Origin of the sequence: Bacillus sp. FSL K6-1106 (assembly GCF_038005245.1) — a bacterium.
Lineage (GTDB): Bacteria > Bacillota > Bacilli > Bacillales > Bacillaceae > Bacillus > Bacillus altitudinis.
The window spans coordinates 363,987-381,063 of the sequence record NZ_JBBOSV010000001.1; the positions used below are offsets into that span (position 1 = coordinate 363,987).

Annotated in this window: 18 protein-coding genes; all 18 read left to right on the forward strand. The window is 41.6% G+C overall.

Annotated features, from left to right (window positions below):
* Positions 1–4: 4 nt before the first annotated feature.
* Positions 5–784 carry a flagellar biosynthetic protein FliR gene (gene fliR / locus MHI20_RS01915; RefSeq protein WP_007499578.1) on the forward strand — a complete coding sequence of 260 codons (780 nt, stop codon included), beginning with the start codon at positions 5–7 and terminating at the stop codon, positions 782–784.
* The gene (flhB, locus tag MHI20_RS01920) at positions 781–1,869 is read left to right on the forward strand and encodes a flagellar biosynthesis protein FlhB (RefSeq protein ID WP_024720358.1); all 1,089 of its coding nucleotides are present in this window, start codon (positions 781–783) and stop codon (positions 1,867–1,869) included. The genes fliR and flhB overlap by 4 nt, the downstream gene beginning before the upstream one ends.
* A 29-nt stretch (positions 1,870–1,898) precedes the next feature.
* Positions 1,899–3,932, forward strand: coding sequence for a flagellar biosynthesis protein FlhA (gene flhA / locus MHI20_RS01925; RefSeq protein WP_008344782.1), 2,034 nt, complete (start codon positions 1,899–1,901; stop codon positions 3,930–3,932).
* Positions 3,932–5,050, forward strand: coding sequence for a flagellar biosynthesis protein FlhF (gene flhF, locus MHI20_RS01930; RefSeq protein ID WP_327855524.1), 1,119 nt, complete (start codon positions 3,932–3,934; stop codon positions 5,048–5,050). The genes flhA and flhF overlap by 1 nt, the downstream gene beginning before the upstream one ends.
* Entirely contained in the window at positions 5,047–5,952 is a 906-nt protein-coding gene (locus MHI20_RS01935; RefSeq protein ID WP_045034264.1) for a MinD/ParA family protein, read from the forward strand. The genes flhF and MHI20_RS01935 overlap by 4 nt, the downstream gene beginning before the upstream one ends.
* Entirely contained in the window at positions 5,949–7,031 is a 1,083-nt protein-coding gene (locus tag MHI20_RS01940; protein ID WP_327855525.1) for a protein-glutamate methylesterase/protein-glutamine glutaminase, read from the forward strand. Before MHI20_RS01935 ends, MHI20_RS01940 begins: the two co-directional genes overlap by 4 nt.
* A gap of 5 nt (positions 7,032–7,036) precedes the next feature.
* On the forward strand, positions 7,037–9,064 hold the full coding sequence (locus MHI20_RS01945) for a chemotaxis protein CheA (protein WP_039166663.1): 2,028 nt from the start codon (positions 7,037–7,039) through the stop codon (positions 9,062–9,064).
* A 24-nt stretch (positions 9,065–9,088) separates the two neighbouring features.
* Entirely contained in the window at positions 9,089–9,550 is a 462-nt protein-coding gene (locus MHI20_RS01950; protein ID WP_008344771.1) for a chemotaxis protein CheW, read from the forward strand.
* A 12-nt stretch (positions 9,551–9,562) separates the two neighbouring features.
* Entirely contained in the window at positions 9,563–10,189 is a 627-nt protein-coding gene (locus MHI20_RS01955; RefSeq protein WP_007499567.1) for a chemotaxis protein CheC, read from the forward strand.
* Positions 10,189–10,689 carry a chemotaxis protein CheD gene (locus MHI20_RS01960; protein ID WP_007499566.1) on the forward strand — a complete coding sequence of 167 codons (501 nt, stop codon included), beginning with the start codon at positions 10,189–10,191 and terminating at the stop codon, positions 10,687–10,689. The genes MHI20_RS01955 and MHI20_RS01960 overlap by 1 nt, the downstream gene beginning before the upstream one ends.
* A 24-nt stretch (positions 10,690–10,713) precedes the next feature.
* Positions 10,714–11,481 (forward strand): FliA/WhiG family RNA polymerase sigma factor, encoded by a 768-nt coding sequence (locus MHI20_RS01965; protein ID WP_007499565.1) that lies wholly within the window; start codon positions 10,714–10,716, stop codon positions 11,479–11,481.
* 21 nt (positions 11,482–11,502) lie between these two features.
* A complete protein-coding gene (locus MHI20_RS01970; protein ID WP_047945912.1) occupies positions 11,503–12,042 on the forward strand; it encodes a hypothetical protein in 540 nt (179 codons plus the stop codon).
* Between the two features lie 155 nt (positions 12,043–12,197).
* On the forward strand, positions 12,198–12,932 hold the full coding sequence (gene rpsB, locus MHI20_RS01975) for a 30S ribosomal protein S2 (protein ID WP_007499561.1): 735 nt from the start codon (positions 12,198–12,200) through the stop codon (positions 12,930–12,932).
* A gap of 91 nt (positions 12,933–13,023) precedes the next feature.
* Positions 13,024–13,905: a translation elongation factor Ts gene (gene tsf / locus MHI20_RS01980; protein ID WP_007499558.1), complete on the forward strand. Its 882-nt coding sequence runs from the start codon at positions 13,024–13,026 to the stop codon at positions 13,903–13,905.
* 134 nt (positions 13,906–14,039) lie between these two features.
* Positions 14,040–14,762, forward strand: a complete 723-nt coding sequence (gene pyrH / locus MHI20_RS01985) for a UMP kinase (RefSeq protein ID WP_008344767.1) — start codon at positions 14,040–14,042, stop codon at positions 14,760–14,762.
* Between the two features lies 1 nt (position 14,763).
* Positions 14,764–15,321, forward strand: a complete 558-nt coding sequence (frr, locus tag MHI20_RS01990) for a ribosome recycling factor (RefSeq protein WP_008344764.1) — start codon at positions 14,764–14,766, stop codon at positions 15,319–15,321.
* A gap of 129 nt (positions 15,322–15,450) precedes the next feature.
* Complete coding sequence (locus MHI20_RS01995) at positions 15,451–16,233, forward strand: isoprenyl transferase (protein WP_007499552.1); 783 nt, start codon at positions 15,451–15,453, stop codon at positions 16,231–16,233.
* Positions 16,234–16,245: 12 nt separating this feature from the next.
* The gene (locus tag MHI20_RS02000) at positions 16,246–17,040 is read left to right on the forward strand and encodes a phosphatidate cytidylyltransferase (protein ID WP_007499550.1); all 795 of its coding nucleotides are present in this window, start codon (positions 16,246–16,248) and stop codon (positions 17,038–17,040) included.
* Positions 17,041–17,077 lie beyond the last annotated feature (37 nt).

The following is a 17,077-nucleotide window of genomic DNA, read 5'->3' on the forward strand; positions in this document are numbered from 1 at the left end:
AGAGATGTCAATCATAGAATTATTTCCTGCCTTTCTTCTCGTTTTCATTCGGATCACCGCTTTTTTCGTGACAGTGCCGCTATTAGCGCATCGAACGATACCAGCAGTTCACAGAGTTGGTTTTTCACTGTTTTTGGCTGTCATTAGTTTTAGCACCATTAAAGAACCGCCAGCACTCGATATCGACGGTCTTTACATGATGCTTGCCGTGAAAGAAGCAATGGTCGGACTTCTGCTTGGACTGATTGCATATATCATGGTGTCCGCAGTTCAAATTGCCGGCTCATTCATCGATTTTCAAATGGGTTTTGCGATTGCCAATATTATTGATCCACAAACAGGGGCGCAAACGCCGCTGATGGGGCAGTTTTTTTATACGGTTACCTTGCTACTGATGCTGGCAACAAATGCACATCATTTGCTGCTTGATGGAATCTATTACAGTTTTCAATATATTCAAGTTGATCAGTATGCGCTGAACTTCGGCAGTGAATCCTTTGCTTACTTTATTGCAAAGAGTTTCAACCAAATGTTCATCATAGCCTTTCAAATCTCAGCACCTGTTGTGGCTAGTTTGTTTTTAGTCGATTTGGCATTAGGAATTGTGGCACGTACAGTTCCGCAAATGAACGTATTTGTCGTTGGACTGCCCATTAAAATGGGCGTGAGTTTTATTATGATCATCATTTGTATGGGTGTCATCTTCGGGGTCGTCCAAAATACATTTGAAACGATTGTGCTCACCATGAGGAATTTCTTAGCATTGGTCGGTGGTTCGTCATGACGACAAGACTTAGACTCGACTTGCAATTTTTCGCAGGTGAAAAAACAGAAAAAGCAACACCGAAAAAGAGACGGGATTCACGTAAAAAAGGGCAGGTTGCCAAAAGTACCGACGTCAATACAGCCATCTCATTTCTACTAATCTTTTTATCATTCTTTTTTATTGGGCCTTTTATGAAAGAGCGTATTATTGCGCTCATTGAACGTTTTTATTCAACAACGATGCTAATGAAGGTTAGCACATCTAATATTCATCAACTATTTGTGGAATTGCTTCAGGAAACAGCACTCCTCCTCATGCCAATCCTTGGTGTTGGTATGCTGGCAGGGATCATTAGTAACTATTTGCAGGTTGGCTTTCTCTTTTCGACAGAAGTAATCAAACCGAAATTAGAAAAACTCGATCCAATCAAAGGGTTTAAACGAATATACAGTATTCGAGCCCTCGTAGAGCTATTAAAATCCATTTTGAAAATTGGTTTAATTGGTTTTGCGACATTTATTGCACTTTGGATGCACTTTGACGATATCCTGAGGCTTCCTTTATTAACAGCAGAGGAAACTCTTCATTTCGTGGCAAATATGACCTTGATTATGGGTCTATATGCAGCAGGTGCTCTCATGATCTTAGCAGGGCTTGATTACATGTATCAGAAATTTGATTATGAAAAAAACTTACGGATGTCTAAACAAGACATCAAAGATGAGTATAAAAAATCAGAGGGTGACCCGCTCATAAAATCAAAAATTAAACAGCGGCAAAGGGAAATGGCCATGAGACGGATGATGCAGGAAGTCCCAAAAGCGGACGTCATCATTACAAACCCGACCCACTACGCAATTGCCTTGAAATATGACGAAGAAAAGATGGACGCGCCCTATGTTGTAGCAAAGGGAACAGATATTTTGGCTTTGAAAATTAGAACAATTGCGAAAGAACATGATGTCATGACTGTAGAGAACCGGCCACTCGCCCGCGCCCTCTATGATCAAGTGGATATCGACCAAGCGGTGCCGGAAGAATATTTTAAGGCGATCGCAGAAATTTTGGCTTACGTATATAAAACGAAACAAAAGATTTTATGAATTTTTGGTTTTAAAAGGAGCGAACAGGCATGTCAGCAAGAGATTTATCTGTTTTATTCAGTGTTATTCTAATCGTGGCGATGCTGGTCATACCGTTTCCGCCCATCCTATTAAGTATTTTAATCATTATTAATATTTCTCTTGCGCTTATCGTGCTTCTCACCACAATGAACATGCAAGAACCACTGCAATTTTCCATTTTTCCATCTTTGCTTTTGCTCTTAACACTGTTTCGTTTAGGGCTTAACATCTCTACAACCCGTTCTATTTTATCAACTGGCGATGCTGGTAAGGTTGTAGAAACGTTTGGATCATTTGTTGTTGGGGGCAATATACTCGTTGGTCTGGTTGTCTTCCTTATTCTGATCATCATTCAGTTTATTGTCATCACCAAAGGAGCAGAGCGTGTATCAGAGGTTGCGGCCAGATTTACACTCGATGCGATGCCAGGTAAACAGATGAGTATTGACGCAGATTTGAATGCAGGAATGCTGACAGAAAGTGAAGCTAGAAACCGCCGTGAAAAAGTAGCAAGAGAAGCAGACTTTTATGGTGCGATGGATGGTGCAAGTAAGTTCGTTAAAGGGGATGCCATCGCAGGTATTATCATCGTTATTATCAATATTATTTTTGGCATCATTATTGGGATGATTCAGCAAGGAATGTCAATTCAAGAATCAGCTTCCCACTTTACTCTTTTAACAGTAGGGGACGGAATTGTGTCGCAGATCCCTGCACTTCTTATTTCAACAGCGACAGGGATTGTTGTCACGAGAGCGGCTTCTAACGGAAACCTTGGTTCAGACATTACGGGTCAGCTCTTTGCTTTCCCTGCCATGCTTTACGTCACAGCAGGCACGATCTTCCTGCTTGGATTGTTTACGCCAATTGGCGTACTTTTGACAGGGCCGATCGCAGGTTTACTTGCACTCGGTGCGTACATGATGTCGAAAAACAAACAGGATCAAGAAGAGATTGAAGAAGTACTGGAAGAACAGGCAGAGGTAGAAGAGATGAAAAGTCCAGAAAGCGTCATTCATCTCCTGCAAATGGATGCCATTGAATTTGAATTTGGCTACGGGTTGATCCCGCTTGCAGATGCCAATCAAGGCGGAGACCTGTTAGACCGAATTGTCATGATCAGAAGGCAGCTTGCTCTTGAACTAGGTCTTGTCATTCCAGTTGTCCGTATTCGAGACAACATTGCGCTGAACCCGAATGAATACAGGCTCAAAATAAAAGGGAACGAAGTGGCAAAAGGAGAGCTGCTGCTCGATCATTACTTAGCGATGTCTCCAACGCCTGATGATGATCCGATTGAAGGAATTGAAACAATCGAACCATCCTTTGGTCTGCCGGCAAAATGGATATCAGAAGCAGAAAAAGATCAGGCTGAAATGCTTGGGTATACAGTGGTCGATCCAGCATCTGTTGTGTCTACCCACATCACAGAGAAGATTAGACAAAACACCCATGAACTGCTTGGACGCCAAGAAACGAAGCAATTAATCGATCATCTGAAAGAAAGTTATCCAGTTCTAGTAGATGAGGTAACACCGAATCCACTAGCAGTCGGAGATATCCAAAAAGTACTTGCAAAACTTCTGAAAGAAAAGGTCTCCATTCGAAACCTTGTGACCATTTTTGAGACCCTTGCAGACTACGGAAAATTAACGACTGATACAGACTTGCTAACAGAGTATGTTAGACAGGCACTTGCAAGACAGATTACTGCACAGTATGCAAGAGAAAATGAATCACTGAAAGTCGTGACATGCTCAGGCCGAGTCGAAAAGGTGATTGCAGACAGCGTGCAGCAAACAGAGCATGGGAACTACTTATCGTTAGATCCAGAATCCTCTGAAAGTGTGATTCAATCAGTGGCGAGAGAAATTGAACAGCTTTCGCTTCGTCAGGAAACGCCGGTTCTATTATGCTCACCTCCTATAAGAATGTACGTCAAACAGTTGTTAGAAAGATATTTCCCAGATTTACCGGTACTATCTTATAACGAACTAGAAGCAAATGTGGAAGTACAGAGCATCGGAGTGGTGGATATCTAATGAAAATGAAAAAAATCACAGCGAATTCTATGCAGGAGGCAACGATTCAAATCAGGCAGCAGCTTGGGAAAGATGCCGTCATATTAAATTCGAAAACCGTTGTCAAACGAAAGCTGTTCGGTTTAAAGAAACAGCAAATGGTCGAAGTGATTGCAGTGCTGGATCAAGATTTTGAAGAAAGAGCCGGTAAAGGATTACAACCAGCAGCTGCGCCTATCCCGGTGTTACCGAAAAAGGAGCAGACTCAACACCTTACACAAGAGCTTTCGGCTGCTGCTCAAGCAGTCAAAGCAGCGCCTTCTCATTCTCAGCCTATAGAATATGCAAGAAACGAACGCCATGCCGGGATCTTGCCGGATTCTCTCATGAAAATGGATCAAAAGCTAAAGGATCAAGGTCTTGATGATGAGATTCGAGATGAGTGCTTAAAGGGTCTTTTAACAAAAGGTGCTGTGAAAGAAGAGCAGATTGAAAAAGAACTTGAAAAACTACTCACAGGGATGCTGCCGGCTCACACTTCTGATGAGCCGATGATTCGTTCGAAATGCATTGTGCTGTTTGGTTCAACTGGTGCTGGTAAAACGACAACGATTGCAAAGCTTGCTGCGAAAACGGCTATTCAGCAGCAAAAGAAAATTGCTTTTATCACAACAGATACGTACCGGATTGCAGCGATTGAACAACTAAAAACATATGCTGAACTGCTGAATGCACCTCTTGAAGTTTGTTATTCAAGAGAGGACTTTGTGAAAGCACAGCAGACCTTTAAAGACTATGATCATATTTTCATCGATACAGCAGGCCGTAACTTTAAAGAAGAGGCGTACATCAAAGAGCTGACAGATATCATTCCATTTGATGAAAGCATTCAAAGTTTTCTTGTCATGAGTGCGACATCGAAATATCAAGATATGAAAGCCATGGTCAAACGTTTTGAACACGTTCCAATCGATCAATTTATTTTTACAAAAGTTGATGAAACAGACACGATGGGAACGATCTTTCAAATCATTGCAGAATCTCAAATCGGGCTCGGGTTTTTAACAAATGGTCAAAATGTACCTGAGGATATTCTTGAGAGTTCCCCCCTTGATTTGACAAGGATGGTCTTACAATGATGAAGCCTGACCAAGCCGAAGGTTTAAGAAAGCTTGTTCAGCAGAATCAACTGATTGTACCGAACTCTCTTCATGCGAATGGACAGGCGAAAACCATTGCTGTCATGAGCGGTAAAGGCGGAGTAGGTAAATCGAATTTGACGCTGAATATGGCACTGTCTATCGCAAGTACGGGCAAGCAAGTGCTCATCATCGACCTCGACTTTGGCATGGGGAATATTGATATTTTACTAGGGAAAACATCGACCAGCTCTATATTAGACGTGCTTGTTAGAAAAAAATCCTTCCAAGCGGCTATGACAAAAGGAACGGACAATCTGTATTACATTTCTGGCGGAAGCGGGCTTGAGCAGCTGTTTTCTTTAGACAAAGATCAATGGTCGTTCTTTTTAGAAGAGATGGAGAAAATATTGAATGACTTTGATTGTATATTCTTTGATATGGGTGCAGGCTTGTCAAAAGATCAACTCCCCTTTGTCTTATCGGCAGGAGAGGTGGTCGTTGTGACAACGCCAGAACCAACATCCATCATGGATGCCTACAGCGCAATTAAGCACTTAGCCATTCATCAGTTTGAACAGTCTGTTCAAATCATCGTCAACCGGTGTAAAACCCCGTCAGAAGGGTCTGAAACGTACCGGAAATTAGCAGGAGTGGTGACGTCCTTTCTACACCGAAAGCTTGTGTTTGCTGGGGCGGTGCCTGATGATCCTGCTGTTCCTAAAGCAGTCACTGAACAAATGCCATTTTATATGAAGCAGCCTCATTCAAGGCTAAGTAAAACCATTAAAATGCTGGCTGAAACACTGTATCATCAGCAGATAAGAGAGGCACGGAGAGAGCAGCATACGTTTATAGATAAGTTGTCCTCTTTTTTTAAAAGGAGGAAGGTGGACTCATGATTAGAGTGCTTGTAGTAGATGACTCGGCTTTTATGAGAAAACTCATCAGTGATTTCCTAAGTGCCGAGCAAGAAATTGAAGTCGTCGGAACGGCGCGAAATGGAGAAGATGCCTTAAAGCGGATTAAGGAATTGAATCCAGATGTTGTCACACTTGATGTGGAAATGCCTGTTCTAAATGGAACAGAAGCATTAAAACAAATTCTGGCTGAACACGACCTTGCTGTGATTATGGTGTCAAGCCAGACGAAGCAAGGGAAGGAATTAACCATCCATTGCTTAGAACTCGGTGCTTTTGACTTTGTGACAAAGCCTTCAGGAAGTATTTCGCTCGATTTACACAAAGTAAGAGGTCAAATTGTAGAGCGGGTACTTGCGGCAGGCCTGTCGAGAAAACGTACTGAGAAACAAGTTTCTCCTAAGCCGTTCATGAAGCCGCCAAGTCCAATTCCAGCGGTCGCTCCCCGCCTGCAAGAAGTAAGAAGCGGTTCATCACTCCGAAAGATTATTTCAATCGGAACTTCTACGGGAGGGCCTAGGGCGCTTCAACGAGTCGTCACGAAGCTGCCAAAAGACATAGAGGCGCCGATTTTGATTGTGCAGCATATGCCGGCAGGATTTACGGCATCGCTGGCTACTAGATTAGATCATTTATCACATATTACGATCAAAGAAGCTCAAGATGGAGACATCGCTAAAAATGGAGTGGCTTACATAGCTCCTGGTGGATTGAATATGTCACTTCATGAACAAGGGGCAGCTTTAGTGATCAGGCTGTCCCCAGAAGACACTGACAGCCGTCACAAACCTTCTGTTAACTATTTATTTGAATCCATCAGCAACATAAAAGGTTACGAGAAAATCGCTGTCATTATGACAGGAATGGGTAGTGATGGCACAGAAGGTGTCAAAAAAATGGTCGCAAGCGGTCATACAAAAGTCATTGCAGAAAAAGAAGAATCATGTGTTGTTTTCGGAATGCCTAAATCAGTCATTAAAGCAGGCCTTGCACATGAAACAAGGCATGTGGATGACATCGCACATGCAATTATAAGCTCCATGAAAAAAGAGAGGGCGTGAACACGTTGGATGTAAACCAATACTTAGATATCTTTTTAGATGAAAGCAGAGAACACTTACAAACTTGTAATGAAAAACTTCTTGAATTAGAAAAGAACCCAACAGACTTGCAGCTAGTGAATGATATATTCAGAGCCGCTCATACACTGAAAGGCATGAGTGCAACGATGGGCTTTGATGATATGGCTCAATTAACACATCATTTAGAAAACATGTTTGATGCCATCAGAAACGAACAAATGATTGTCACTCCTGAATCAATGGATACGATGTTTGAAGCACTCGATCACCTTGAAGCAATGGTTCAATCGATTGCAGAGGGCGGGGATGGAAAACGTGATGTCACAGAGATTAGTAAAAAACTAGATGTGACAGGAAGCCATGCAGAAACAGCATCTGCCGTTGAGACTGCTGAAGCATCATCAGCTGCAAGCGACCTAGACTATAACGAATTTGAACGAACAGTTCTTGATGAAGCGAGAGAACAAGGCTTTAAATGTTATGAGCTGAACGTGACATTAAGTGACGCATGCTTATTAAAAGCCGTTCGTGTCTATATGATTTTTGAAAGACTGAACGAAGCAGGAGAAGTTGTCAAAACGGTTCCGAATGCAGAACTTTTAGAATCAGAAGATTTTGAATCTGAATTCAGCATTTCTTACTTATCGAAACAGCCGATGGAAGAAGTGAAAAAAATCGTGACAGCGATCTCAGAGGTTGAACAAGTGGAGATTTCTGAAGTCTCTGCCTTTGAAGAAGTGGCTCCGGCTGAAACAAAAGCAGAGAAACCTGAGCAGAAAAATGAAGAAGTCGCAGCTCCTGCTGCTAAAGCGCCAGCAAACGATGCGCCAAAAGCAAATGGCAATAACGGTGCAGCTGCCGGCGGAACGAAAACGATCCGTGTCAACATCGATCGTCTAGATTCACTTATGAACCTGTTTGAAGAGCTTGTCATTGATAGAGGACGTTTAGAACAGATTGCTAAAGAACTTGAAAACAACGAACTCACGGATACAGTGGAAAGAATGTCCCGTATTTCTGGAGACCTGCAATCGATCATCTTGAACATGAGAATGGTGCCTGTAGAAACGGTGTTTAACAGATTCCCACGTATGATTCGTCAATTGACGAAAGAGCTCAATAAGAAAATTGAACTGATCATTGAAGGTGCTGAGACAGAGCTTGATCGAACAGTGATCGATGAAATTGGCGATCCGCTATTACACTTACTTAGAAACAGTCTCGATCACGGGATTGAATCACCAGAAGAACGTGTGAAAAAAGGCAAACCAGAAAAAGGAACTGTTCTTTTAAAAGCATATCATAGCGGAAACCATGTCTTCATTGAAGTCGAAGATGATGGCGGCGGGATTAACCGTAAAAAGGTCCTTGAAAAAGCATTAGAGCGCGGGGTTATTACAGAAAGAGAAGCGGAAACACTTGAAGATCACCAAATTGATTCATTGATCTTTGCAGCAGGGTTCTCTACAGCTGATACGATTTCTGATATCTCGGGCCGAGGTGTAGGTCTTGACGTTGTGAAAAACAAGCTGGAATCATTAGGTGGTTCTGTGAGTATTAACTCAACAGAAGGTCAAGGCTCACTGTTCTCAATTCAGCTTCCACTCACATTATCGATCATTTCCGTACTTCTTGTGAAACTAGAGGAAGAAACATTTGCTATTCCGATTTCTTCTATTATAGAAACGGCTGTCATTAAGAAGAGTGACATCCTTCAAACGCATGATCGTGAAGTCATTGATTTCCGTGGATTTATCGTACCGGTTGTGTACTTGAAGAAACAGTTCAACGTACCAAATGCGAATGATTTAGAAGAAGAACTGCACATTATTGTTGTCCGTAAAGGAGACAAGCTAACAGCATTTGTGGTCGATTCGTTTATCGGTCAGCAAGAGGTTGTATTGAAATCACTTGGAGATTACCTACCAAACGTATTTGCGATATCAGGCGCAACAATCTTAGGTGACGGTCAGGTTGCACTCATCGTTGACTGTAATGCACTGATTAAGTAAAAAACAATAGAGGAGCGGTCTGAAATGAGTACAGATATCAAAACTGGCGAAAAGATGATTGTGTTTATCGTAAACAAAAAAGAATACGCCATTTCAGTATCAGAAGTAAAGTCCATTGAAAAATGGCAGCAGCCGACAAGAGTTCCTGGCGTTGCCCCTTATATATGCGGTGTCATTAATCTACGTGGCGTCGTGACACCTGTCATTGACCTTAGAGTGAGACTTGGATCAACTGACAACGAGATTACAGACGAAACAAGAATGATTATTGTACAAGTTGGTGACATTGAAGTCGGCTGGATTGTTGATGAAGCAAATGATGTCATTACTGTTCATCAGGAAGAGGTAGAATCTTCTACTGATTCAGCTGAAAAAGAAGGACTGTCATGGGTGACAGGAATTATTAAGCATGATCAGCGTCTATTCAATATCATTCATGCTGGTGCGGTCCTCGACAAGAGCGTGCAAGATGCACCTGTTCATTAAGGGGGATGTGAGATGAGCATTTTCAATGAAATTAAAGATGAACAGCTAGATATATTAAGTGAGGTTGGGAATATCGGAGCAGGCCATGCAGCGTCTGCTCTTGCCAGCCTATTGAATCGCAAAATTGATATGGCTGTTCCTTTTGTCAAAGTTCTCTCGTTTGAAGATTTAATGGATTTCTTTGGTGGAGCAGACCTTCCAGTTGCCAGTATCTTTTTGCGAATGGAGGGTGATCTTACCGGTTCAATCTTTTTCATTATGCCGTTTGAACAAGCTGAACAATTTGTAAGAGAGCTTGTTCAGGACCCAGCATTTGATATTGATACGATTCATGAACACATGCTAGGAACATCAGCGCTTCATGAGCTAGGAAATATTTTAGCAGGCTCTTATTTATCAGCACTTGCCGATTTAACAAAACTGCAGCTTCATCCAAGTGTTCCAGATGTCACGCTCGACATGTTCGGGGCTGTCATTAGTGAAGGATTAATGCAGTTTAGCCCGCTCGGCGATCAGGCGATTGTGATTGATACATCGATTTTTGATGATCAAAATCAGCAAGAGCTGAAAGGAAATATGTTTCTATTACCAGACTTTGAATCGTTTGAAAAACTGTTCAAAGCATTAGGTAACCTATAATGAACGTGCAGATTCCGGCAGTTGTAAAGGTTGGTATAGCGGATGTTCAGCTTGTGAAAACACCGGACCGTATACGGACATCCGGTCTCGGTTCTTGCGTAGGACTTGTCCTTTTTGACCAAGAAAAAAAACTGGCAGGACTTGTCCATGTCATGCTTCCAGACTCCTCTCTTTCAAAAGGAGCGGTAGAGAACTTGGCTAAGTATGCAGATACAGGTGTCAAGCATACAATTGATCTGCTCTTAAAAGAAGGAGCGCGCAAACATGCGCTAAAAGCGAAGCTTGCTGGCGGCGCAGAAATGTTTAAATTTAAGTCAACCAATGATCTCATGAGAATTGGACCTAGGAATGTATCAGCTGTGAAAGAACATCTGTCTCTTCATCATATCCCGATCATTAGTGAGGACACGGGCGGAAACAATGGACGCACGATTGAATTCGATCCGCTTACAACAGAACTTGAGATCCGCACTGTGAAACAAGGCATTATGAAGATATAACTAAGGAAGTATAGGGGGAGAAAGATGCAATCCTTAAATTACGAAGATCAGGCGCTATGGGCTAGATGGAAAGAGTGGAAGGACCCAGCTGCTGGAGATGATCTTATGCGCCGCTATATGCCGCTCGTCACATATCATGTTGGAAGAATTTCCATCGGTCTCCCGAAGTCAGTGCACAAAGAAGACTTGATCAGTCTAGGGATGCTCGGTTTATATGATGCCCTTGAAAAATTTGACCCCGGAAGAGATCTGAAGTTTGATACATATGCATCCTTCAGAATTCGCGGGGCCATCATCGACGGTCTTCGTAAAGAGGACTGGCTGCCTCGTACATCAAGAGAAAAAACAAAAAAAGTAGAAGCGGCAATTGAAAAGCTTGAACAGCGATATTTACGAAATGTGACACCAACAGAGGTTGCTGAAGAACTCGGCATGAGTGAACAAGATGTGGTCACAACGATGAATGAAGGGTTCTTTGCGAATTTGCTCTCGATTGATGAGAAGCTGCATGATCAAGAAGACGGAGAAAACGTTCAAGTCATGATTCGCGACGAAAAGACTGTGACACCTGAAGAAAAAATGCTGAAAGATGAATTAATTGAACAGCTTGCCGAAAAAATGACAGAGCTTTCGGAAAAAGAAAAGCTTGTGATTAGTCTTTTCTATAAAGAGGAATTGACGTTAACGGAAATTGGTCAAGTGCTTAATTTATCGACCTCCCGCATTTCGCAAATTCATTCAAAGGCATTGTTCAAGCTTAAGCATCTGCTTGATAAAGCCATTCAATCTTAAAGAGTTAGTGAGTGAAAAAATATGCTATGGCTGATTAGCTTTATGCTTCATGCTGCACTTATTTATTTTGTGATCATTTTATACACGAGAATGAATTCGCTGAAGGCAACAGAACAAAAGCAGCGAGAGCTTTTAGAAGAAACGGAAAATACCCTGGCTGCATTTTTGATGGAAGTCAAAGAAGAGAATGAAAAACTATCAAAAGCTGCAGCCACTTCCCCTGATTTTTCTGCTGAAGAGCTGAAATCGGATCTTCAGACACCAAAGCAGCCACAACCACCAATTGAATCCCAGCAATCGGTAGAAAGTGAAGATCCAGTTCCAGAGCACCTGTCGGCTCTCCTTAGCGAAGTTGAGGTGCAGGAAGAGAAGGTAAACGAACCCGTTTCAAGTCTCGAAACAGAAGCTTCTGCGCCTTCTGAAAGTGAAAAAGAAGAAACATTCGAGGATCAAGTAAAGGCCTTATATGATCAAGGGCTATCATTAGAAGAAATAGCGAAAGAATTAAAAACGGGCAAGACAGAAATCGAGCTTTTATTAAAATTTAGCGGAAAGCTGTAAAGGATTCTTGATTGTCAGTCCATCATGTGTTATATTATTTCTTGGTGTTAAATACACACGCTTAATGATTCGTATGAAGGTGCTGCCGTGGCGCAGTTTTATGTGAACATGACTTAAGCGGAGGAAAAAAAACCATTATATTAGGAGGCAACAACATGTCAGTTATTTCTATGAAACAATTGCTAGAAGCTGGTGTTCACTTCGGTCACCAAACACGCCGTTGGAACCCAAAAATGAAGCGTTACATCTTTACAGAGCGTAACGGTATCTACATCATCGATCTTCAAAAAACGGTGAAAAAAGTAGAGGAAGCTTACAACTTCACGAAAAACCTTGCTGCTGACGGAGGAAAAATCCTTTTCGTTGGTACGAAAAAGCAAGCACAAGATTCAGTGAAAGAAGAAGCAATCCGTTCTGGTATGTTCTATGTAAACCAACGCTGGCTTGGTGGAACGTTAACAAACTTTGAAACAATCCAAAAACGTATCAAACGTTTAAAAGATATCGAAAAAATGCAAGAAAACGGTACGTTCGAAGTTCTTCCTAAGAAAGAAGTCGTTCAACTGAAAAAAGAATTAGAACGTCTTGAAAAATTCCTAGGCGGAATCAAAGACATGAAGGGTCTTCCAGATGCACTTTTCATTATCGACCCTCGTAAAGAGCGTATTGCAGTTGCAGAAGCTCGTAAATTGAATATCCCAATTATCGGTATCGTTGACACAAACTGTGATCCAGACGAAATTGATGTTGTGATCCCTGCAAACGATGATGCAATCCGTGCTGTAAAACTTCTAACTGCTAAAATGGCAGATGCGATTCTTGAGTCTAAACAAGGCGAAGAAGAAGCTGTTGTAGAAGAAACGACAGAAACAGAAACAACAACTGCGTAACCTATTCAAAAGGTGATAAGAGGGAACTGCCTTTTATCACCTTTTTTTCACCTAGTAATCCGTGTTTTAACATAGAAGGAGGAAATGTAAAATGGCAATTACTGCTCAATTAGTAAAAGAACTGCGTCAAAAAACTGGTGCAGGTATGATGGACTGTAAAAAAGCGTTAACAGAAACTGATGGTGACATCGACAAAGCAATCGATCTTCTAAGAGAAAAAGGGATCGCAAAAGCTGCGAAAAAAGCAGACCGTATTGCGGCAGAAGGATTAACTCTTATTAAAACTGACGGCAACACTGGCGTTATCCTAGAAGTGAACTCTGAGACTGATTTCGTTGCGAAAAACGAAGGATTCCAAAATCTTCTTAACGAACTTGCTGATCATTTACTTGCTGCGAAACCTGCAACAATTGAAGAAGCACATGCTTCTAAAATGGAAAATGGTTCAACAGTTGAAGAACATATTACTTCTGCAATTGCGAAAATCGGAGAAAAAATTACGCTGCGCCGTTTCTCAGTCATCACAAAAGAAGATAACGCTGCATTCGGTTCTTACTTACACATGGGCGGACGCATCGGTGTATTAGCGGTTCTTAACGGAACAACTGATGAAGAGCTTGCGAGAGACATCGCAATGCACGTTGCTGCTGTAAACCCTAAATACATTTCTCGTGACCAAGTGTCTGAAGAAGAAGCGAACCGTGAGCGTGAAGTATTAACACAACAAGCGCTTCAAGAAGGAAAGCCTGAAAATATCGTTGCTAAAATGGTAGAAGGCCGTCTAAACAAATTCTTCGAAGAAATTTGCTTACTTGACCAAGCATTCGTTAAAAACCCAGATGAAAAAGTGAAACAAGTTGTAGGTGCGAAAAACGCAACTGTTCAAACTTATGTTCGCTATGAAGTGGGCGAAGGTATCGAAAAACGTCAAGACAACTTTGCTGAAGAAGTCATGAGCCAAGTGAAAAAATAATGTTTGAAAAGCTCTCTGGGGCTTTTTTAGGGAGCACAAGCACTGTGTTCCCTATTTTTTAGAGGATATTGATTTACAAAAGACGGTTTCTTACGCATAATAAGAGACGGTATAGTTTACACTTGGAGGTTATCATGAGCAAACCGAAATATAATCGCATTGTACTGAAGCTAAGTGGAGAAGCACTAGCTGGTGATGCTGGAAATGGAATTAACCCAACTGTCATTCAATCAATTGCAAAGCAAGTAAAAGAAATTGCAGAACTTGATGTTGAAGTTGCAGTCGTTGTAGGCGGAGGAAACCTTTGGCGTGGTAAGACAGGCAGTGACTTAGGAATGGACCGGGCAACAGCAGACTATATGGGAATGCTTGCAACAGTGATGAATTCATTGGCATTACAAGACAGCCTAGAAACGCTTGGCATTCAGTCTAGAGTACAAACCTCTATCGAAATGAGACAGGTTGCAGAGCCATACATAAGAAGAAAAGCGATCCGTCACCTTGAGAAGAAACGTGTCGTGATTTTTGCTGCAGGTACTGGTAACCCTTATTTCTCTACTGATACAACAGCAGCACTTCGTGCAGCTGAAATTGAAGCAGATGTCATTTTAATGGCGAAAAACAATGTAGACGGTGTCTACAGTGCTGATCCTCGTACAGATGCGGATGCAGTAAAATATGATAAGCTTTCATATCTTGATGTACTAAAAGAAGGGCTTGCTGTAATGGATTCTACTGCGTCCTCATTATGTATGGACAATGACATTCCATTAATCGTCTTCTCTATTATGGAAGAAGGAAATATTAAACGTGCCGTCAATGGCGAATCAATCGGAACGATCGTGAGGGGGAAATAACGTGTCAAAAGAAGTGTTGAACCAAACAAAAGAAAAAATGGAAAAAGCCGTTCAAGCATACGGACGTGAACTAGCAACTGTCCGTGCGGGCAGAGCTAATGCTTCCCTTTTAGACAAAGTAACAGTGGATTACTATGGTGCGCAAACACCACTAAACCAAATTGCGTCAATTACAGTGCCAGAAGCACGTATGCTGATTATCACACCTTACGATAAAACAGCGATCGGTGATATCGAAAAGGCGATCCAAAAGTCTGATCTTGGTATCACACCAACAAGTGACGGAAACGTGATCCGTATTGCGATCCCAGCACTAACAGAAGAAAGACGTAAAGAACTTGTAAAAGTTGTGAGAAAATACTCAGAAGAAGCAAAAGTAGCTGTTCGTAACGTTCGTCGTGATGCAAACGATGAATTGAAAAAGCTAGAGAAAAATGGGGAGATCACTGAAGATGAATTAAGATCATCTACAGAGGATGTTCAAAAATTGACAGATGAATATGTCGCTAAAATTGATGAAGTGACAAAAGATAAAGAAAAAGAAATCATGGAAGTTTAAGAAAAAACTATGTACAATAGATAATAGTGAAAAGACCCTCTTCATGTTTACAGGGGGTTTTTTTGTTAATACTGTTGAGGACTATATTATTAGCGGGAACGCAACCTTTTTGGGTGATGGAGGAATCTCATGCTCAATATACTCAAAAATTGGAAGAATCAGCAAACAGCAGCTTCCAACTTAGAAAGCCTGACAAAAGAAGACATATTAAATGGAGAAATTCCTGAACATATCGCCATTATCATGGATGGGAATGGAAGATGGGCGAAAAAACGTGCGCTTCCACGGGTAGCAGGACATCATGAAGGAATGAAAGTTGTCAAGCGCATGACCAAGCTTGCAAATGAGCTGAATGTCAAAGTGCTGACTTTGTATGCTTTCTCTACAGAAAATTGGAAACGTCCAAAACTAGAAGTAGACTTTTTAATGAAGCTTCCTGAAGAGTTTCTAAACATCTATCTGCCTGAACTCATCGAGGAAAATGTCCGTGTACGTTTAACAGGTGATCCAGACGGCCTCCCGCAGCATACGAAAAAAGCGGTAGAGAACGCAGTGAAGAGTACGGCGAATAATGACGGACTCATTTTAAATTTTGCGCTCAATTATGGAGGACGGACAGAAATTATTTCTGCATGCAGACAAATTTCTGAAAAAGTCAAAGAAGGCAAGCTTCGAGCAGAAGACATCACAGAAGAGATGTTTTCAGCGTATTTAATGACAGAATCTCTTCAAGATCCGGATTTGCTTATTCGTACGAGTGGAGAAATTAGATTAAGCAACTTTATGCTTTGGCAAATTGCATACAGCGAGTTTGTCTTTACGGATGTGCTTTGGCCTGACTTTTCTGATGAGCATCTCATAGGCGCTATCGGAGAGTACCAGCGCCGCGGCCGGAGGTTCGGTGGAATTTAGAGGGTGGTGCAGATGAAACAAAGAATTTTGACGGGTGTTCTGGCAGCTGCAGTGTTTTTACTTGCAGTGATTTATGGACAAATGCCATTTACCCTGCTGATTTATTTAATGGGAAGTGTCGCTCTCTTTGAGCTTCTTAGAATGAAAAAGATTTCGATTTTCAGCTTTCCTGGCATTGTCAGCTTAATATTGCTTTGGCTTTTAATGGGCGGAGAAAATAGCTTCTTCCCGAACGTAGACGCATCAAAAATGCAGATTGCTTTATTTGCAGTCTTAATCCTTTTAACTTATACAGTTCTGAGCAAAAACTCTTTCACATTCGATGAGGTTGCTTTTGTTATATTAGCCACATTATATATTGGCGTTAGTTTCTATTATTTTATTCAAATTAGAGGCTTGTATGGCATGAGTGCGATCTTCTTCGCAGCGGTGATTATTTGGTCCACTGACTCAGGTGCCTATTTTATTGGGAAATCTATGGGGAAACGAAAGCTTTGGCCAGAGATCAGCCCAAACAAAACAGTAGAAGGATTTATCGGTGGAATCGTCACAGCGGTCGTGCTGTCACTTGTGTTCCAGGCGGTTACAGGATTTTTGCCATCATATCTGCTTGTTATGTTTATTACTCTTTTGCTCAGTATTTTTGGACAGCTTGGCGACCTTGTGGAATCTGCTTTAAAGCGTCATTACCATGTGAAGGATTCAGGGACAATACTCCCAGGTCATGGCGGAATTTTGGACAGGTTTGACAGCTTTTTATTCGTTCTGCCGTTTTTATATTTATTGCTGGCCACGTTTGCTAGCTAACCTCATAGAAACTAATTGAACGAGAGAAGGAGTGGCA